This is a genomic window from Methylobacterium nodulans ORS 2060, from assembly GCF_000022085.1.
GTDB lineage: Bacteria > Pseudomonadota > Alphaproteobacteria > Rhizobiales > Beijerinckiaceae > Methylobacterium > Methylobacterium nodulans.
This window is the reverse complement of sequence record NC_011894.1, coordinates 539,550-559,852: the sequence shown is the minus strand read 5'-3', so window position 1 is coordinate 559,852 and position 20,303 is coordinate 539,550. Positions and strand designations below refer to the sequence as shown.

The 20,303-nt window shown below is 68.4% G+C and carries 10 protein-coding genes; 6 read left to right on the top strand and 4 right to left on the bottom strand.

The window, feature by feature from the left end:
- Positions 1-21: 21 nt before the first annotated feature.
- The 3 genes from murD to ligA form a co-directional block, all read right to left on the bottom strand.
- On the bottom strand, positions 22-1,404 hold the full coding sequence (gene murD / locus MNOD_RS02430; protein WP_015927245.1) for a UDP-N-acetylmuramoyl-L-alanine--D-glutamate ligase: 1,383 nt from the start codon (positions 1,402-1,404) through the stop codon (positions 22-24).
- Between the two features lie 343 nt (positions 1,405-1,747).
- A complete protein-coding gene (locus tag MNOD_RS02425; protein ID WP_015927244.1) occupies positions 1,748-2,317 on the bottom strand; it encodes a 3'-5' exonuclease in 570 nt (189 codons plus the stop codon).
- A 32-nt stretch (positions 2,318-2,349) separates the two neighbouring features.
- A complete protein-coding gene (gene ligA / locus MNOD_RS02420) occupies positions 2,350-4,839 on the bottom strand; it encodes an NAD-dependent DNA ligase LigA (protein WP_015927243.1) in 2,490 nt (829 codons plus the stop codon).
- A gap of 193 nt (positions 4,840-5,032) precedes the next feature.
- Here ligA and MNOD_RS02415 point away from each other — a divergent pair, with 193 nt between their 5' ends.
- From MNOD_RS02415 to MNOD_RS02395, 5 genes are read left to right on the top strand one after another with little or no spacing between them, the layout of a single operon-like run.
- Positions 5,033-6,628 (top strand): ABC transporter substrate-binding protein, encoded by a 1,596-nt coding sequence (locus MNOD_RS02415; RefSeq protein WP_015927242.1) that lies wholly within the window; start codon positions 5,033-5,035, stop codon positions 6,626-6,628.
- A gap of 45 nt (positions 6,629-6,673) precedes the next feature.
- Entirely contained in the window at positions 6,674-7,684 is a 1,011-nt protein-coding gene (locus MNOD_RS02410; protein WP_015927241.1) for an ABC transporter permease subunit, read from the top strand.
- 40 nt (positions 7,685-7,724) lie between these two features.
- Entirely contained in the window at positions 7,725-8,636 is a 912-nt protein-coding gene (locus tag MNOD_RS02405; protein ID WP_015927240.1) for an ABC transporter permease subunit, read from the top strand.
- 4 nt (positions 8,637-8,640) lie between these two features.
- Complete coding sequence (locus MNOD_RS02400; protein WP_015927239.1) at positions 8,641-9,663, top strand: ABC transporter ATP-binding protein; 1,023 nt, start codon at positions 8,641-8,643, stop codon at positions 9,661-9,663.
- Positions 9,660-10,649, top strand: coding sequence for a peptide ABC transporter ATP-binding protein (locus MNOD_RS02395; protein ID WP_015927238.1), 990 nt, complete (start codon positions 9,660-9,662; stop codon positions 10,647-10,649). Before MNOD_RS02400 ends, MNOD_RS02395 begins: the two co-directional genes overlap by 4 nt.
- A 287-nt stretch (positions 10,650-10,936) precedes the next feature.
- On the opposite strand, the gene MNOD_RS02390 is transcribed toward MNOD_RS02395, so the two are convergent.
- Positions 10,937-11,821, bottom strand: a complete 885-nt coding sequence (locus MNOD_RS02390) for a LysR family transcriptional regulator (RefSeq protein ID WP_015927237.1) — start codon at positions 11,819-11,821, stop codon at positions 10,937-10,939.
- A gap of 428 nt (positions 11,822-12,249) precedes the next feature.
- Between MNOD_RS02390 and MNOD_RS42560 the strand changes: the two genes are divergently transcribed.
- Positions 12,250-20,256 (top strand): glycerophosphodiester phosphodiesterase family protein, encoded by an 8,007-nt coding sequence (locus MNOD_RS42560; protein WP_015927236.1) that lies wholly within the window; start codon positions 12,250-12,252, stop codon positions 20,254-20,256.
- The last annotated feature ends 47 nt before the right edge of the window (positions 20,257-20,303 follow it).

The following is a 20,303-nucleotide window of genomic DNA, read 5'->3' as shown; positions in this document are numbered from 1 at the left end:
GAGGGACGGAACCGGAGGGCCTCACCCGCCCGTCGGCACCAGCCCCGGCAGGGCCCGCACCATCGCCCGGAACTGGTCGCCGCGATCCTCGAAGCTGCGGAACTGATCGTAGGACGCGCAGGCCGGCGAGAGCAGGACCACCGCCTCCGGCTCATGCGCCGCATCCTCGGCCGCCTGCGCCACGGCCGCTTCCAGCGTGCCGCAGCGGCTGACGGGCGCGTGCCCCTCCAGCGTCGCCGCGAAGGCGTCGCTCGCGGCGCCGATCAGGTAGGCGTGGGCGATGCGCGGGAAATAGGGGGCGAGGCTCGCGATGCCGCCCTCCTTCGGCTTGCCGCCGAGGATCCAGTGCACGCGCGGGAAGGCCGCCAGCGCCTTCTCGGTCGAATCGGCGTTGGTCGCCTTCGAGTCGTTGATGAAGAGCACGGAGCCGCGCCGCCCCACCTCCTCCATCCGGTGGGGCAGGCCGGGGAAGCTGCGCAGGGCCTGCGCGAAGGCGTCCGGCGCCACCCCGAGCGCGCGCGCCACCGCATAGGCGATCCCGGCATTCTGCCAGTTGTGCGATCCGCGTAAGGAAGGGATGCCGGTGAGATCCGCGACCGGGGAGGGCGGTTCGGTGCAGCCGTCGATCAGGACGCCGTGGCGGGCGAGGATGCCGGGCCCGGGCGCGGTTTCGCCCACATGCACCCGCGTAAGCGGCCCGGCATGCCGCGCCGCGATCGCCCGGGTGTAGTCGTCGTCGACCCCGATCACCGCGTGGTCGGAACTCGCGATCAGCCGCTCCTTGATGCCCGCGTAGTTGGCCATGTCCCCGTGGCGGTCGAGGTGGTCGGGCGTGATGTTGAGGAGCACGCCGACGCTCGGCTTCAGCGTCGGCGTGAGGTCGATCTGAAAGGACGACATCTCGATCACGTGGACGCGGCCGGGGGCGGGCGGCGCGAGCGACAGGATCGCCGTGCCGATATTGCCGCCCATCTGCACGTCGTGGCCGGTCTCCCGCAGGACATGGGCGATGAGCGCCGTGGTGGTCGACTTGCCGTTGGTGCCCGTGATGGCGACGAAGGGGGCGTCCGGGGCCGTGGTGGCGCGCTCGCGGCAGAACAGCTCGATGTCGCCGATCACCGGCACGCCCGCGCTCGCCGCGCGCTTGACCGTCCAGTGCGGCTCCGGATGGGTGAAGGGCACGCCGGGGGCGAGGAGGAGCGCCGCGAATTCCGCCCAGTCGGCTCCCCGCAGATCGGCGGTAGCGACGCCCTCAGCCTCGGCCGCCGCCATGCGCTCCGGATTGTCGTCGCAGGCGACGACCCGGGCGCCGCCCGCCTGGAGGCTCAGCGCGGTGGCGAGGCCCGAGCCGCCGAGGCCGAACAGAGCGAGGGTGCGGCCGGCGAAGGTGGTGCTGGGCGTCATGGAGCGCGACTCGTCGAAATGGGGCGCGACCCTAGACCATCCCTCCCCGGAGAGGAAACGGCCTGGCTGCCGGCCGGATCATAGGCGTCTGGTTGATCTGTTCCGAGACAAGAGGCGCGGGAACCGCGGGATCCCCTCTCCCGTGCGGGAGAGGGGTAGGCGATCGAAGATCGCGCGTGAGGGCCCAGGTGGTTCAGTAAGAAGACGGAACCGGCCCGCTGCCAGCACTACCGTCTCAGTTTTATTCTGAAGGGTCCGGGACCCTCACCCCCTGCCCCTCTCCCGCTCGGGAGAGGGGTTCCCCGCGCAGACTCGTCTCGGAAGGAATCAACCGGAAACCGGATCAGGCACCGAGGGGCAGCCCGCCGCGCCGCCGGGCGAGGCCCGACGCATGGGCGAGCGTCGCGACGTCCGGCGCTCCCGCCTCGCGCATGGCGGCGAGCGCCACTTCCGCGCAGACGAAGGCATCCTCCCCGGCATCGTGGTGGCGGAAGGCGATGCCGAGCCGCGCGGCCAGGGCCGGAAGCCGGTAGCGCTCCTGACCGGGCCATTGCCGCCGGGCGAGCTGGAGCGTGCACAGCGACGTGTAGTCCGGCTGCGGCAACCCGCAGGCCGCGAGCGCCGCGGCGAGCACGCCGATGTCGAAGCTCGCATTGTGGGCGAGCACCAGCGCGCCCGCGATCTCGGGCAGGAAGGGCGCCATCGCGGCGGCAAAATCCGGCGCATCCGCCACGTCCTCCGGGCGGATGCCGTGGACGCGGACGTTGAAGGGCGAGAAGCGCATCTCGGCCGGGCGGATCAGGCGGGCTTCGCGGCGCACCACGCGCCCGTCCTCGATCCAGGCGAGGCCGACCGCGCAGGCGCTGTCCCGGCGCTCATTCGCCGTTTCGAAATCGATCGCGAGCGTTCGCATCGGGGGCGCTTGGCGGCGAAATCCGCCGCTTTTCAGGCGGCCTCCACCATCGCCAGCCATTCCGCCTCGGAGATGACGCGCACGCCGTGCTTCTCGGCGTCCTTCAGCTTCGAGCCGGCGCCCGGCCCCGCGACGACGAGGTCGGTCTTGGCGGAGACCGAGCCCGAGACCTTCGCACCAAGGCGCTCGGCCGTCGCCTTGGCCTCGCTGCGGGTCATGCGTTCGAGCGAGCCCGTGAACACCACCGTCTGCCCGCTGAACACGGCGGCAGCGGCGGGCGTACCGGCCCGTTCCGTCCGGACCTCGCGCAGCAGGGCCTCCACCGCCTCGACGTTGTGGGCCTCCGAGAAGAACTCGATCAGGGAGGCCGTCGTCACCGCCCCGATCTCGCTGTCATCCGCGAGGTGGCGGTAGGCGTCGCCGGGCTTCTGGCGGAGCGCCCGCTCCACCGCGTTGCGCAGGCCATCCCGATCACCGTAGGCGGCGAGCAGCGCCTCCTTCTGGGCGGAGGTGAGCCGCGTCACCGCGCCATCGGCGAGGAGGTCGGTCTCGCCGGCCTCGGCCGCGGCGAGGAGCCGCTCGCGCGTGGTCGGACCGACCCGCGGCAGGCTCGCAAGCTCGATCCAGTCCGGCCCCGGCCGGCAGGCGGCGGCCGCCCGCACGCCCTCCATCAGGGCGGGCATATCGGGAAAATGCTTGGCCAGCGCCTTGGCGGTCGCCTCGCCGACCTGCTCGATGCCGAGCGCGAAGATGAACCGGTTGAGCGGGATCGTCCGGCGCGCCTCGACGGCGGCGAGGAGGTTGTGGATCGCCTTGTCCTCCTCGTTCGCCTTGGGCTTGGCCTTCTTGGCCTCCGGCGTCTTGCCGGCCGCGAGCGCCCGCTCGGCGGAGAGCGCCTGGCGCCGCGCCACGATGGCCGCCTTCAGGGGCTCGAAATCCAGCCGAAACAGGTCGGCGGGCTGGCGCACGAGCCCGGCCTCGAACAGGGTGGCGATGTAGGTCTCGCCGAACCCCTCGATGTCGAAGGCGTTGCGCGAGACGAAGTGCCTGAGCCGCTCCTGCCCCTGCGCCGGGCAGATCAGGCCGCCGGTGCAGCGGCGCACGGAATCGAGCTTGCCGGTGCGGGGATTGTAGGCGCGCACCGCATGGCTGCCGCAGGCCGGGCAGGTCTCCGGGAAGGCATACGGCACCGCATCGGCCGGGCGGCGCTCCAGCACCACGTCGGCGACCTTCGGGATCACGTCCCCTGCGCGCAGCACCACCACGGTGTCGCCGACCCGCACGTCCGAGCCCTGCCGCAGGTCGACGTCCTCGCGCAGCCGGAACCCGTCCCAGATGTTGATGCCGCTGCGGATCGTGTTCCCGTCCGCGTCGATGCCGCGGATGTAATCCTCGTTGTGGAGCGTCGCGTTGGACACCACGACGCCCCCCACCGTGACCGGCTTGAGGCGCGCGAGCGGGTTGAGCGAGCCCGTGCGCCCGACATTGATCTCGATCGCCTCGATCACCGTGACGGCGCGCTGGGCCGGGAACTTGTGGGCGAGGGCCCAGCGCGGGGCGCGGGCGACGAAGCCGAGCCGGCGCTGCAGCGCGAACTCGTCCACCTTGTAGACGACGCCGTCGATGTCGTAGCCGAGCTCCGCCCGCTCGGTCTCGATGGCGCGGTAATGCGCCAGCATCTCGGCGACGCTGGTGCAGCGCTTCGTGCGCGGATTCACCGGCAGGCCGAACCGCCGGAAGGCCCCGATCAGCCCGCTCTGGGTCTCGGCCGGCCAGGAGGACATCTCGCCTGCCGCATAGGCGAAGAAACGCAGCGGGCGCGAGGCGGTGATGCCCGGATCGAGCTGGCGGAGCGACCCGGCCGCGGCATTGCGCGGATTGGCGAAGAGGGGCCTGCCCGCCTCCTCTTGGCGCGCGTTGATGGCGGCGAAATCCGCATGCGAGAGATAGACCTCGCCGCGCACCTCGCAGATCTCAGGCACGTCGTCTCCGGCGAGTTCGTGCGGGATCTCCCGGATGGTGCGCACGTTGGCGGTGACGTCCTCGCCCACCTCGCCGTCGCCGCGGGTCGCGGCGGTGACGAGGCGCCCGCCCTCGTAGCGCAGCGACAGCGAGAGCCCGTCGATCTTCGGCTCGGCCGTGAAGGCGAGGGGCTCGGAGGCCGGCAGGCCGAGGAAGCGGCGCACGCGCTCGACGAACTCGGTGATCTCCTCCTCCGCGAAGGCGTTGCCGAGCGAGAGCATCGGCACGGCGTGGCGCACCTTGGCGAACTTGTCGGAGGCCTTGGCGCCGACGCTCACGGAGGCCGCGCCGGTGCCGGCAAGCTCGGGGAAGCGCTCCTCGATCGCCTCTAGGCGACGCCGCAGGGCGTCGTATTCGGCGTCCGAGATGATGGGCGCGTCTTCGCCGTGGTAGCGCCGATCGTGCTCGGCGATCTCCGCCGAGAGGGATTCGTGCGCCTCCCGGGCTTGCGCGGCGGTCATTTCCTCCACGGGGCGGGCGCGGGACGTCTGTGCGGGCATGGGCGGATGCGAATCGTGTGAAGCCGGGCGGAACCTAGCGCCGGGACGGTTAACGCCCAGGGCAGTCCGCGGGCCCCGGCCCGGGCGGACCGGATCCGGACCGCGGCGGAGGGAGCCGAAATCCGGGCGCACGGTTTGCCTGCTTCAGATCGCCGCTCTACCTAAGGTCGATCGAAGGCACGAGGCCGAACCCGTGAAGACAACCATCCTGCTCGCCGCCGTCGCCGGCGCGGCCGTCCTGGCCGCCCCCCTTCAGGCCAAGACCCTGGTCTATTGCTCGGAAGGCTCGCCGGAGAATTTCTATCCGGCGATCAACACCACGGGCACGACCTTCGACGCGACCGCCCAGGTCTACAACAATCTGGTCGAGTTCGAACGCGGCGGCACCAAGGTGGTGCCGGGCCTGGCCGAGAGCTGGGAGATCTCGCCGGACGGCACGGCCTACACCTTCCACCTGCGCAAGGGCGTGAAATGGCACAATGCCAACCGCGCCTTCAAGCCGACCCGCGACTTCAACGCCGACGACGTCGTGTTCGCCATCGAGCGGCAGTGGAAGGAGGATCATCCCTTCTACAAGGTCACCAGCTCGAACCACTCCTACTTCAACGACATGGGGCTGGCGAAGCTGCTGAAGTCGGTGGAGAGGCTCGACGATCACACCGTCCGCATCACGCTCAACCGGCCCGAGGCGCCGTTCCTCGCCGACCTCGCCATGTCCTACGCAGGGATCCAGTCGAAGGAATACGCCGATGCCATGCTGAAGGCCGGCACCCCGGAGAAGATCGACCAGGTCCCGATCGGAACCGGGCCGTTCTACCTCGTGCAGTACCAGAAGGACGCGATCATCCGCTACAAGGCCTTCCCCGAATACTGGGGTGGAAAGGCCAAGATCGACGACCTCGTGTTCGCAATCACGCCGGATGCGTCCGTCCGCTGGGCGAAGCTGCAGAAGGGCGAATGCCACCTGATGCCCTATCCGAACCCGGCCGACCTCGATGCCATGCGCAAGGATCCGGCGATTCAGGTGCTGGAGCAGCCGGGCCTCAACATCGGCTATCTCGCCTACAACACGACCAAGAAGCCCTTCGACGACGTGCGCGTGCGCAAGGCCTTCAACATGGCCATCAACAAGAAGGCCATCATCGAGGCGGTCTATCTCTCGACCGGCATCGCGGCGGTGAACCCGATCCCGCCCTCGATATGGTCCTACAACACGGCGGTGAAGGATGATCCCTACGATCCGGAGGCGGCGAGGAAGCTCCTCGCCGAGGCCGGCTTCCCGAACGGGTTCGAGACCGATCTCTGGGCGATGCCGGTGCAGCGCCCCTACAACCCCAATGCAAGGCGTATCGCCGAGCTGATGCAGGCCGATCTCGCCAAGGTCGGCATCAAGGCCGAGATCAAGTCCTACGAGTGGGGCGAGTACCGCAAGCGCATGCAGGCGGGCGAGCACCAGACCGGGATGCTCGGCTGGACCGGCGACAACGGCGATCCGGACAACTTCCTGCACACGCTGCTCGGCTGCGACGCCGCCAAGAACAATGGCGGCAACGTCGCCAAATGGTGCGACAAGACCTTCGACGACGTTGTGGTCAAGGCCAAGATGCTGACCGATCAGGCCGAGCGCACCAAGCTCTACGAACAGGCCCAGGTCGTGTTCAAGGAGCAGGCCCCCTGGTTCACCATCGCGCATGCGGTGCAGCTGAAGCCGATGCGCAAGGAGGTGATCGACTTCAAGCTGTCGCCCTTCAGCCGCCACGTCTTCTACGGCGTGGACATCAAGGGCTAAAGCCGTGAAGGGCGGCGCTGCCCGCGCCGCCCGGCCCGCCGCCCGATGCTGCGCTTCCTCCTCACCCGCCTCAGCCTGATCGTGCCGACCTTCATCGGCATCACGCTGGTCGCCTTCTTCCTGATCCGCCTCGTCCCGGGCGATCCGATCGAGACCATGGCGGGCGAGCGCGGCATCGATCCGGCCCGCCACGAGGCCCTGCGCCACGAGCTCGGCCTCGACCGGCCGATCCTGGTCCAGTACGGGATCTATCTCGGACGCCTGCTCCAGGGCGATCTCGGCAAGTCGATGATCACGCAGGAGACCGTGATCAACGAATTCGCCAGCCTGTTTCCTGCCACGGTCGAGCTCGCGGTCTGCGCCATCCTGTTCGCCGTGCTGCTCGGCCTTCCGGCCGGCATCCTGGCGGCGGTCAGGCGCAACTCCATCTTCGACCACGGGGTGATGGGGCTCTCGCTCGCCGGCTACTCGATGCCGATCTTCTGGTGGGGCCTGCTCCTCATCCTGCTGTTCTCGGTGCAGCTCGACCTCACGCCGGTCTCGGGCCGCATCGCCGTGCAGTATTACGTCGAGCCGGTGACCGGCTTCCTCCTGATCGACAGCCTGCTCTCGGACGACAGGGGCGCCTTCGGCTCGGCGCTCGCCCATCTGGTGCTGCCGGCCATCGTGCTCGGCACGGTGCCGCTGGCGGTGATCGCGCGCATGACCCGCTCGGCCATGCTGGAGGTGCTGGGCGAGGACTACATCCGCACCGCCCGGGCGAAGGGGCTCTCAGGGATGCGCGTCATCGGGCTGCACGCCCTGCGCAACGCCCTCATCCCGGTCGTGACCGTGATCGGCCTGCAGGTCGGCGTGCTGTTCACGGGCGCGATCCTGACCGAGACCATCTTTTCCTGGCCGGGCATCGGCAAGTGGCTGATCGAGGCGATCGGCCGGCGCGACTACCCGGTGCTCCAGGGCGGCATCCTGCTCATCGGCGCCGTGGTGATGACGGTGAACCTCCTCGTCGATCTCGCCTACGGCCTCATCAACCCGCGCATCCGGCACATGCGATGACGCATACGCCCGAACTCCGCCCAACCCTGTCGAGGTGGTCATGACCGCCGAGGTGATGGAGACCCCTTCCGCCGCCGCCCCAAGCGCGACGCCGCCGCACCCGCTGAAGGAATTCTGGTCCTATTTCCGGGCCAATACGGGCGCGGTGATCGGGCTTGCGGTGATCGTGCTGGTGCTCGCCCTGGCGGCGCTCGCGGACGTGGTGGCGCCGCACTCGCCCACCCTCACCAACGAGGCGATGTTCCTGAAGCCGCCGTTCTGGCAGCAGGGGGGCTCGCTCGCCTATCCGCTCGGCACCGACGCGATCGGGCGGGACATCCTCTCGCGGCTGATCCACGGGGCGCGGCTCTCGCTCACCATCGGCATCGCGGTGGTCGCGCTCTCGATCCTGGTCGGCACCGCGCTCGGGCTCGCGGCGGGCTATTTCCGCGGGATCGTCGACATCGCGATCATGCGGGTGATGGATATCATCCTCACCCTGCCGAGCCTGCTGCTCGCCATCGTCATCGTGGCGATCCTCGGGCCCGGGCTGATGAACGCCATGCTGGCGGTCGCCGTGGTGGTCCTGCCCCATTACGTGCGCATCGCCCGCGCGGCGGTGCTGGCCGAGGCGTCGCGGGACTACGTGACCGCCGCGAAGGTCAGCGGGGCGGGGACGCTGCGGCTGATGTTCAAGGAGATCCTGCCGAACTGCATGGCGCCGCTGATCGTCCAGGCGTCGCTCGGCATCTCGACGGCGATCCTCGACGCAGCGGCCCTCGGCTTCCTCGGCCTCGGCGCCCAGCCGCCCGCCCCCGAATGGGGCACGATGCTGGCCGATGCCCGCGAATTCGTGCTGCGGGCGTGGTGGGTCGTCACCTTTCCCGGGCTCATGATCCTTATCACCGTGCTGGCCTTCAACCTCCTGGGCGACGGCCTGCGCGACGCCTTCGACCCCAAGCTGAAGCGGTAGCCCCGTGCCCCTCCTCGAGATCGAGAATCTCTCCGTCGAGTTCCCGAGCGCGGGCGGCGTGATGCGCGCCGTCGACGGGGTCTCGCTCAGCCTCGAAGCGGGCGAGGTGCTCGGCGTCGTCGGCGAATCGGGCTCCGGCAAGAGCGTCACCATGCTGGCGCTGATGGGGCTCGTCGCCTATCCGGGCCGGGTGCGCGCCGACCGCCTGCGCTTCGAGGGCCGCGATCTCCTCACGCTGTCGGCCCGCGAGCGCCGTCGCCTCACCGGCAAGGACGTCGCGATGATCTTCCAGGAGCCGACGACGAGCCTCAATCCCTGCTTCACGGTCGGCTTCCAGCTCGCCGAGACCCTGCGGCTGCACGAGGGGATGGGCCGGCGGGCGGCCCGCGACCGGGCGGTGGAGCTGCTCGCGCAGGTGGGCATTCCGGCGCCCGAGAGCCGCCTCGGCGCCTATCCGCACCAGCTCTCGGGCGGCATGAACCAGCGGGTGATGATCGCCATGGCGATCGCCTGCAACCCGAAGCTGCTGATCGCCGACGAGCCGACGACGGCGCTCGACGTCACCATCCAGGCCCAGATCCTCGACCTGCTGCTCACCCTGCAGCGGGAGCGCGGCATGGCCCTCGTGCTCATCACCCACAATATGGGCGTGGTGGCCGAGACGGCGCAGCGCGTGATCGTGATGTATGCGGGCCAGGTGATGGAGGAGCAGAAAGCCGCCGCGCTGTTCGCGGCGCCCCAGCACCCCTACACGGCGGCGCTCCTCGCGGCCCTGCCGGAGCGCAGCGAGGGCGGGCGGCTCGCCACGATTCCCGGCGTGGTGCCGGGGCTCTTCGATCGGCCTTCCGGCTGCCTGTTCAGCCCGCGCTGCACCGACGCGACCGAGCATTCGCGCCGGGTGCGCCCGGAGCTGCGCGCCTGCGGCGAGGGCAGGGTGCGCTGCCACTATCCGCTCGGCGACCCGCAGCGCACGGCGCGCATCGCAGAGGACGGGCGGGTCGGCGCCACCGAGGCGGTGACGTCGTGAGCGCGCCGGTCGTCGAGGCGAAGGATCTCCGTCAGGTCTACGAGATCCGCCGCGGGTTTTTTCGGGCACCGGCCCGGCTCCAGGCCGTGGGCGGCGTCTCCTTCGCGGTGCAGCCCGGGCGGACGCTCGCCGTCGTCGGCGAATCCGGCTGCGGCAAGTCCACCCTGGCCCGCATGGTGACGCTGATCGAGCCGCCGACCGCCGGCTCCCTCACTCTCGACGGGATCGACGCCGTCGATCCGCCGCGTGCCGATTGGCGGCGGCTGCGGCGCATGGTGCAGCTCGTGTTCCAGAACCCTTATGGCTCCCTCAACCCGCGCCGGAAGGTCGGCGCCATCCTGGAGGAGCCGCTCGCCATCAACACCGACCTGGCGCGGCCCGAGCGCACCGCGCGGGCCCGCGCCATGCTCGCCAAGGTCGGCCTGCGGCCCGAGCATTACGACCGCTACCCGCACATGTTCTCCGGCGGCCAGCGCCAGCGCATCGCCATCGCCCGCGCGCTGATGCTGAGCCCGAAGCTCGTGGTGGCGGACGAGCCGGTCTCGGCCCTCGACGTGTCGATCCAGGCGCAGGTGCTCAACCTGCTGGCCGATCTGCAGCAGGAGCTCGGCCTCGCCTACCTGTTCATCTCGCACGATCTCGGCGTCGTCCGGCACATCGCCCACGACGTGCTGGTGATGTATCTCGGCCTCGTCATGGAGCAGGGCGAGAAGGGGCGGATCTACGCCGCCCCGCTCCACCCCTATACCCAGGCGCTTCTCGGGGCGACGCCCGGCCTCACGGGGGCGAAGCGCAAGCGGATGGTACTCGGTGGCGACCTGCCCTCGCCCCTCTCGCCGCCGAAGGGCTGCGTCTTCTCGACCCGCTGCCCCTATGCGACCGATCTCTGCCGCGCCGAGCGTCCTGCGCTGCGCCCGCTCGACGGCCGGCTCGTCGCCTGCCACTACGCCGAGACCTTCCTGGCCGAAGCGCCCGCCGCGGCCTGATTCCGCGCTGTCGCTTCTGCGAGTGCATTCCAAGAGACTTCATACGGCGTCCGGCCGAGACGAGTGCGCGCAAGAAACCCCTCTCCCGTGCGGGAGAGGGGCAGGGGTGAGGGTCCCGGACCCTTCAGAATAAAGCCGAGACGGTGGTGCTGGCAGCGGCCCGGTTCAGTCGTCTTGCTGAACCACCTGGGCCCTCACGTGGGATCTTCGATCCCCATACCCCTCTCCCGCACGGGAGAGGGGATCCCGCGCCCTCTTGTCTCCGAACAGATCAGCCGGACACCGTATCATGCCATCTCCGGAGGCTCGCTGCGCCAGCTTCGTGCGCCGTCGAAGAAGGCCCGGACCAGCGGCTGGTTGCGCCGCTCGGCGAGCGTGATGGCATATTCGTCGATGCCGATCCGGGCATCGACGATCGGCACGAAGGCGAGGCGGGAATCGTGGCCGAATTCCCGGTCGGCGACCACCCCGCAGCCGAGCCCGCCGGCGACCGCCTCGCGGATGCCGTCGCGCGTCGAGATTTCCAGGACCGGGCCGGTCTCGACGCCGTGCTCGGCGAGATTGGCCTCCAGCACCGCCCGGGTGCGCGAGCCGCGCTCGCGCAGGACGAGAGCGAGGCCGGCGAGATCGCGCATCGCGATGCGCCGCCCGGCGAGCGGATGGCTGCGCGACACGCACAGGCCGATCTTCATCGACATCAGATAGACGCCGTGGAGCTGATCGGTGTCCGGCCGGGTCGCCGTCACCCCGACATCGGCCCGGAAGTTCTGCACCTGTTCGACAACGCGGTCGGAATTGTCGATCACGAGCGAGAAGGTGAGCTGCGGCCGGCTCCGCTTCAGCGCCTGGAGAATGGCGAGCGGCACGATCGGCCCGTCGCCGGCGACGCGCAGATGGCCGGCCTCGCCGTCGCGCGGGGCGCGGCGCAGGAAGCGCTGGGCTTCCGCCTCGGCCTCGAACAGGCGGGTGGTGATCGCGAACAGCTCCCGGCCGTTCTCGCTGAGCACGGCGCCGCGCGGCTTGCGGTCGAAGAGATGGAGACCCGAGGCCGCTTCCAGCTCGCGGACCTGACCGGAGAGCCCTGACTGGCTCACCGAGGCCTGGCGGGCCGCTTGGGTGAAGCCTCCGGCGCTGGCGACGAGGTGGAAGGCCCGGAGTTTGCTGATCGACATGCCCTCTCGCCCGCTCCCCGGTGACGGACCGTACCGGCGGCACGGTCAAGTCACGCCGACGCCTGGGCACCCGGCAGGCGCAAACCCTGCGGGCCGGGGGCATGCGGCCCCGATTCGTCGAGGCTCGCCGGCTGCCGTAGTGCCGCTACGAGCTTGTCGAACCTCCCTCGGCCTTGGACCGAATGCCGTCCGGCAGAGCGCGCCCGATTCTCATCCGATGCTCTAGGGCGCGGAGCGTAACACCTTGATGACATCGGCGCCCGCCCCGGAAACATCCTGCGGGGCGATGTGCACCATCGAAAATCGTTATGGCTGAGGAGCCGAGTTCTCGGCGAACTGTCACAGAGACGAAGAGCGCCGTTGCTAGCGGTCGCCGCAACCGAGGCCGCCCGGCCTCCATCGGCCAGCGGATGCGAAGAGGCGCGATCATGTCCACGACCACCCCGGCGAATGCAGTCGAAGCATCGACCGACTGGATGCTCGGCATCGTCAAGGCTGCGCCGAACCAGACCCTGCGGGTCGCTCCCGGCGGCACGGGCACGGCGAGCGCCTATACGCTGGTCTACGACGTCTATGTTCCCGCGGCGAATGCGGGCGGCTGGCTGCCCTTCCTGCAGACGGACTCGGCCAACAGCAACGACGGCGACCTCTTCGGCAAGATCGAGGCCGGCAGCTACGGCATCGGCATCGGCGGCGACTACAAGGGTTCGGCCAAGCTCGATGCCTGGAACCGCATCGCCTTCACGGTCGAGACCCAGAATGGCGAGGTGGCGATCGGCAAGTACATCAACGGCGAGTTGGTCGGCAGCCAGACCTCGACCAGCACCGATCGCTACGCCATCGACAGGAGCAAGGGCTTCCTGATCTTCTCCGACGAGGACGGCGAGACCTCCGCGGGCTACCTCGGCAGCTTCCTGTTTGCCGACCGGGCGCTGAGCACCGATGAGGTCAAGGCGCTCGGCGGAGCGTCGAAGGAGGGCGTGTCGAAGGCGGCCATTGCGGGCGCCAGCCAGTTCGATTTCACCGACGGCACGCTCAACGCCACCTTCGGCACGGCGACCCTGCAGGCGACCGGGCTCACACCGACATTCGGCACCCCGGCAACGCTCGGCATTCCGGCCATGCCGGACGCGAGCGAGGTGCTGACGCCCGGCCGGGCCAACGACTTCCTGGTGATCGCCCATCGCGGCGCGCAGGCCTACCGCCCCGAACATACGCTCGAAGCCTACAAGCTCGCGATCGACATGGGCGCGGATTTCATCGAGCCCGATCTGGTCTCGACCAAGGATGGCGTGCTGGTCGCCCGCCACGATCCCTGGCTCGCCTCCGTGAAGCTCGATGCGGCCGGCACTATCGCGCGTGACGCGAATGGCAAGCCGATCGTCACGAGCCAGACGACCAATGTCGCCGACATCGCGAAATTCGCCGACAAGCTGACGGTCAAGGACTATGCCGGCGGCAAGGTCGCGGGCTGGTTCGTCAGCGACTTCACGCTCGCCGAGATCAAGGAACTGCGCGCGCGCGAGGACCAGCCCCAGCTCCGCCCGGGCTCGGCGAGCTATGACAATCAGTTCCAGATCCCGACGCTGGCCGAGATCATCGCCCTCGTGAAGCAGACCGAGGCCGATACGGGGCTGACGATCGGCATCTATCCCGAGACCAAGGACCCGACGTTCCACAAGATTCAAGGTCTCGATACCAGCAAGATGCTGATCGACGCATTGAAGGAGGCAGGTTTTATCGATCCGAGCCGTGTTTTCATCCAGTCCTTCGAATTCGCCAATCTGATCGAGCTCAAGACGAAAATCATGCCGGCCGCCGGCGTGAATCTCCCGCTCGTGCAATTGGTTTATTTCCAAGCCCCCTATGTTCCTGACGATGTCGCCTACAATTTCTCCGGCGCGCCCGGTGCCGATCCTTCGGTCTATAATGTGCTGGGTCTCAACCTCTCGGCGACGTCCACCTATGAGGCTTTCACGACCCCGCAAGCTCTGAAGACGATCGCCAACCTCTATGCATCGGGCCTCGGCCCCGACATGCCCTTCGTCATCGACGCTGCAACCGGTGCGCCCAAGCAGCTTCTCCTCGATGTCCATGCGGCCGGTCTGAAGGTGCATCCCTACACGCACCGCGACGATGCCTTCGGCGCCAATTCGAAGAGCTTCATCGACGCCCTGACGAAGGCCGGCGTGGACGGCGTCTTCACGGACAATACGGATACGGTGGTCAACGCGGTCCTCGCCGCGCAGCCGGTTCAGGACGCGGCCGGCACCTTCACGGGCGTGCCCTCGCTTGGCGGCGATCCCGGCGTGCTCCATGTCCCGGCCCCGGCGAAGAAGACCGACGGCTTCGTGTTCGATCCGGCCATCGACGGCACGGCCACGACCTACACCATGATCTTCGACGTGCTGGTCAAGACGGGTGATTTCGCGGGCGACTGGAACGCGCTGTTCCAGACCAACCTGACCAATGGCGACGACGCCAAGTTCTTCATGAAGAAGGACGGTGCGACCTTCGGCATCGGCAAGGGCGATTATCACGGCAGCGCCACCCTCGACACATGGCACCGCATCGCCGTGACGCTGACCGCCAATGGCGACGGCACCTCGACCATGCGCAAATACATCGACGGGGTCGAGGTCGGCAGCTCAGCCTATGCGACGGCGGATTACACCATCGACGACAAGGGCGTGCTCCTGTTTGCCGATAACGACGGCGAGGGCGTGCCCTCGCACCTCAACAGCTTCTACTTCACCGACCGGGCGATGACCGGCGACGAGATCAAGGCGCTCGGCGGGTCGAAGGTCGGCGGCGTGCTCGCGGCCGCGCCCGCGCAGGGCCGTGCCACCCAGTTCGACTTCGCCAACGGAACCCTGGCGGCCAGTTTCGGCAGCGGGACGATGGCGGCAGCCGCCACCGTGGTGCCGCCGGAGCCGGCCGCCGACAAGCAGGCCGTCGTCTTCGGCACGCCGGAATCGCTCGGCCTGCCGGCGCTTCCCGGCGGGCAGGACGGCGTCATCAGCGCGCCGAGCTTCGATCCCGACCACGGGCTCGAATTGAAGCCGGGCTTCGCCCCGAAGAACGGCAGCGCCACCTTCGACACCTACACAATCGTCTATGATCTCTATCTGCCGAAGCAGACCGGCCTCGGCTCGATCTTCCAGAGCGATCTCAGCAGCCGCAGCGACGGCGATCTCTGGCTCGGCTTCAGGGACGACCAAGCCGTCCTCGGCACCGACAGCCAGGATGAGGGCAGGATCACCCTCGATGCCTGGCATCGCCTGGCCTTCTCTATCGAGCGGATCAGCAGCGACTCCTTCACCCTGAAGAAATATGTCGATGGCGTAAAAATCGGCCAGCAGACCGTCAAGAACGACTTCGTCATCGGCGACAAGGGCTTCCTGCTGTTTGCCGATGACAGCAACGAAACGCCGAAATTCTCACTGTCCTCCGTCGCCTTCATGGAGAAGACCCTGAGCGAGAGCGAGGTCGCGGCTCTCGGCGGCGCGAGTGCCGGCGGTCCGTTCACCGCGCCCATCGCCGGGGTGAACGGCGTCCAGTTCGACTTCAGCAAGGGCGAATTCAGCCCGAGCTTCGGCAGCGGCACCCTGACCGCGCGCGCGCCCGGCGTGGTGGAGCCGCCGCCGCCCGCCAGCGTGCGGGTGGGCGCCCCCATCAAGGACATGCTGGTCACGCCCACGGCCGCGAACACGGTCATCGACCTCGCCGGCGTCTTCGCCGGCAACAATCTCACCTACAAGGTCGAGACCGCCGAAGGCCGGGTGGTCAACGCTTCGGTCGCGGACGGCAAGCTGACGCTCGACTTCGGCGGCCTCGGCCATTCGGATGTGCGGGTGACGGCGACGGATGCCGCCGGCAATACCGCCGCCGATGCCTTCCGCGTTCGTGTCGCCGGTCCGAACGCCTATACGATCGCGGTGCTGCCCGACACGCAGGACTATACCGACCAGAACACCGCCAACGGCCCGCCCGAAACCTTCTACCGCATGACGGAATGGCTGGCCGCCCATAAGGATGCGCGCAAGATCCAGTTCGTCGCGCATGTCGGTGACGTCACGCAGAACAATCTGCCGACCGAATGGGTCGTCGCCGAAAAGGCCATGCGCACGCTCGACGGCAAGATCCCCTATTCGCTGCTGCCGGGTAATCACGACCAGGCGAATGGCGGCACGGCGGCCAATCACTCATCGGTCAATCTCGACACGCTGTTCTCGCCGGAGAAGCAGGCGGCGACCAACCCCAATACCTTCCGCGGTGTCTACGACCAGGAGCCGACCTCCAGCCGCAACAATTACCACACCTTCACCGCGCCGGACGGCACCAAGTGGCTGATCCTGTCGATGGAGTTCGGCCCGCGCGATGACGTGATCCGCTGGGCGAGCGAGGTGCTCGACAAGCATCTCGACCACCGGGTCATGATCATCTCGCATTCGCTGACCGACTTCGCCAGCCGCCACGACGCCGCCGGCCTCGGCCTCTATGATGAAGGCACCGGCGCCGATTACGGACTGCGCAACGATCCGCAGAGCGTCAATGACGGCGAGACCGTCTATCGCCTGCTCTCGGCCAAATATCCGAACATCAGCTTCACCTTCTCCGGCCATATCTTCGGCGACGGGGCGGAGACCAATGTCAGCTACTCGCAGCACGGCAATCCCGTGTACGAGATGCTGGTCAATTATCAGAACGGCATTTCCCGTGAGATCACCGGCAACGGCAACGAAGCCCTCGGCAATCGCGGCGGCAACGGCGCCATCCGGCTGGTGACGATCGATCCCGACAACAGGACGCTCTCGACGGAAACCTACTTCACCGAATTCGACGATTATCTCGACGGCTATCGCGTCAAGCCCGAGCTCGACCGCAACGGGCTGACGGGCTCCTACCGCGGTCACCAGGAGGAGTTCGGCAACGTCGAGCTCGGGGCGCCGGAGCTGCGCGCCGTCGCCAAGGCCGGGGATGACCTCTACCTGTCCGCCCCGGCCGGCGCGGACAGGCTGGCGGTGACGCTCAACGCCTCGCGCACGCTCGATCCGGCGCACGACATCGCTTCCTATGTCTGGCGCAATGCCGATGGCGATGTCATCGCCAGGGGCGCCAAGCCGACGGTCGATCTCGCCGTCGGCCGGCATCCGCTGACGCTCGAAGTGACGGACGCCAAGGGTCACGTCACGACCGATCAGAAGCTGGTGGTCGTCAAGGGCGATGCCACGCTGCTGGTCGAGAACTTCAACGACGGCAATGCCTACGGCTGGGTGAAGCCCCCCGTCCCCGTCAAGACGCTCTCCACCGGCACGCCGGCCGAGTTCGGCCTGCCGGCGCTCCCGGGCGGCGAGAAGAAGGTGGCGTTCGTCCCGGCGCTGCCCTCGAACGAAGGGCTGCGCGTCACGCCCAATCTCGGCGCGCCCGCGGGCACGCGCATCGCCTCCTATTCGGTCATCTTCGACATCCTCGTCCCGCCCGGCCAGGGTGACTGGACGAGCCTGATGCAGACCGACGTCGCCAACAAGAGCGACGGCGATCTGTTCATCCGCAGCAATGGCAACGGCACCGGCGGCATCGGCATCAGCAGCAATTATACTGGCAGCCTGCAATACGGCGCCTGGCAGCGCGTCGCCTTCACCTTCAAGGAGGAGGCCGACGGGACGGTCACCCTGAACAAGTTCATCGAGGGCGTGAAGGTCGGCTCGCAGAGCGTGTCCGGCGACCGCTTCAAGCTCGACGTGAGCCAGGGGGCGCTGTTCTTCTCGGACGAGGACGGCGAAGTCTCGAAGCTCTATGTCTCGAGCCTGCTCATCACCGACAAGGTCTACACGGAGGCCGAGATCGCGGCCCTCGGCGGAGCCAAGGCCGGCGGCATCGTGGCGTCAGCGCCGACGCCGCTCTCCGTGCAGTTCGACTTCAACGATGCCGGCCTCAGGCCGAGTTTCGGCCCGGCCGAGATGAGCTTCGGCTCGCTGGACAATACTGGCAGCAGCGGCAATTTCGTGGTCAAGGGCTCGGTCTTCGCGCGCCCGACGGCTGCAGAGGGGCAGGCCGCGCCGGAGGCCAGGCTCTACGACCAGTCCGACGCCAAGGGCAATCTGCTGCTCTGGGGCGACGCCACGGCCAAGTCCTGGTCCGACTATGCCTTCGAGGCGACGCTGCAATCGACCGACAATGACGCCATCGGTCTTGTGTTCTCCTATCAGGACGCCCAGAACCATTACCGCCTGACCTTCAACGGCAAGACCAACCGGCGCGAACTCGTCAAGGTCAAGGACGGCGTCGAGACCGTGCTCGCCTCCGCGGCCAAGGGCCAGCCCTTCCAGACCGACATGGCGGTGAAGGTCGCGGTTCTCGACGGCAAGATCAGCGCCTTCCTCAATGGAAGCTCGATCTTCGACGGCGTCGTCAAGGATGCCACCGATCCGCTTAAAGGGGGTACGGTCGGCCTCTATTCGAGCGAGCAGCGCTCCTCGATGTTCGATGATCTCGTCGTCACCAAGGTCAAGGCGCTGGCGCATGCCGGTGCGGATCAGCGGGCGATCGATTTCGACGGTGACGGTCTGGCTTCCGTCCGGCTCGATGCCGGTGCCTCGCTCGGCCTTGCTGACATCGTCAGCTATCGCTGGACCGATGCGAATGGTGATGAGGTCGCCACCGGCATTGAGCCGGAGGTGAAGCTCGGCCTCGGCTCCAACGCGCTCACGCTGACGGTGACCGACGCCAACGGCGCCACGGCCACCGACCGCGTCGATATCGATGTGATGGCCAAGAGCCAAGTGCTGCTCAACGAGAGCTTCGGCTCCGCCGAGGCGCTCGCCAAGTGGCGGATCCTTGACGAGGGCGAGTCCGGAGGCGTCGGGCCCGATGGCAAGTCCTCGCAATGGGAACTCCGCGACGGCCGGCTCGTGCAGCTCTCCGACCTGCAGAGCCGCCAACTCGAATGGCAGGGCGGGGCGACTGCTCCCAACCTGTGGACGCGCGGCTGGAGCCCCCTCGGCGATGGCGTGAACGTCCTGCGCCGCGGCACGCAGGCGATCTACGACGATCCGGCGGCGAAGGAGTGGACGGATTATTCCGTCGAGGCGACGATCAAGACGCTGGACAACGATGCGCTCGGCTTCCTCATCCACTATGTGGACGCCAAGAACTACTACAAGGTCGAGCTCGACGCGGAAGGCAATTACGATCGCAAGGCGGGCAACGGCGCGGGCAGCCTGTTCCAGATCACCCGGGTGCGCGACGGTGTCGAGGAGGTTCTCTATCAGGTTCCGGCCAAATATGAGCCGGGCACCGAGATGCGGCTGCGTGTCGACGTCATCGGCGGCAAGATCTCCGCATTCCTCGATGGCGAGGCCATCTTCGCCTATCCGATCGAGGACCACGCCCATCCGAAGGGCACTGTCGCCCTCTATTCCTGGGGTAGCGAGGGCGTCAGCTTCGACGACGTCCGCGTCATCGCGCCGGGTGAGGCAGCGCCCGGCAACCTCCAGCTTTCGGGCGGGGAGGGCGACGATTCGCTCACCGGCAGCGCCGGGAACGACACGATCCGGGGCGGGGCCGGCAACGACACCCTGAAGGGCTTTGCGGGTGCCGACCAGCTCTTCGGGCAGAACGGGAACGACACGGTGTGGGGCGGAGCCGGCAACGACTTCGTCTCGGGCGGCTTCGGGGCCGACAGCGTCTCGGGCGATGCCGGCGACGATCTCGTCTTCAGCGACGACGATGATGATGTCGCGGATGGCGGGGCGGGCAACGACCGCGTCTATGGCGGCACCGGCGCCGACCTCGTCTTCGGCGCGGCCGGTGACGACCAAGTCTATGGCGAGTGGGGCAACGACTTCGTCAGCGGCGGCGAGGGCCACGACTTCGTCTCGGGCGGCTTCGGCAACGACGAGGTGAATGGGGATGCCGGCAACGACCTGCTCTTCGGCGACGACGGCGACGATGCGGTCTCGGGCGGGGAGGGCGATGACCGCGTCTATGGCGGCACCGGCAACGACCTGGTGAGCGGGGAGGCGGGCGCCGACCAGGTGTTCGGCGAGCAGGGTGAGGACGTGCTGCTGGGCGGGGCGGGCTCGGACTACCTATCGGGCGGGGCGGGCGCCGACCAGCTGTTCGGGGGCGAGGGCGCGGACCTGTTGTTCGGCAATGCGGGCGCCGACGCGCTGACGGGGGGCCTTGGGTCCGACGCATTCGCGTTCGGGCGCGGGGACGGTCAGGACGTGATCCGGGACTTCGTGACCGGGGGCGCGGAGCGGGACGTGATCGCGTTCAACAACGGCGCGTTCGGGTCGTTTGCGGCGGTGCAGGCGGCGCTGCGGCAGGAGGGCTCGGATGCGGTGATCGCCTACGGCACGGGCGACACGATCACGCTGCAGAACGTGCAGGCGACCAGCCTCACCGCCCAGAACTTCACCTTCGCCTGACCTGATGCCAACGGCCCAGGCTGCTGACGCAGCGGGCCGTTGACCTC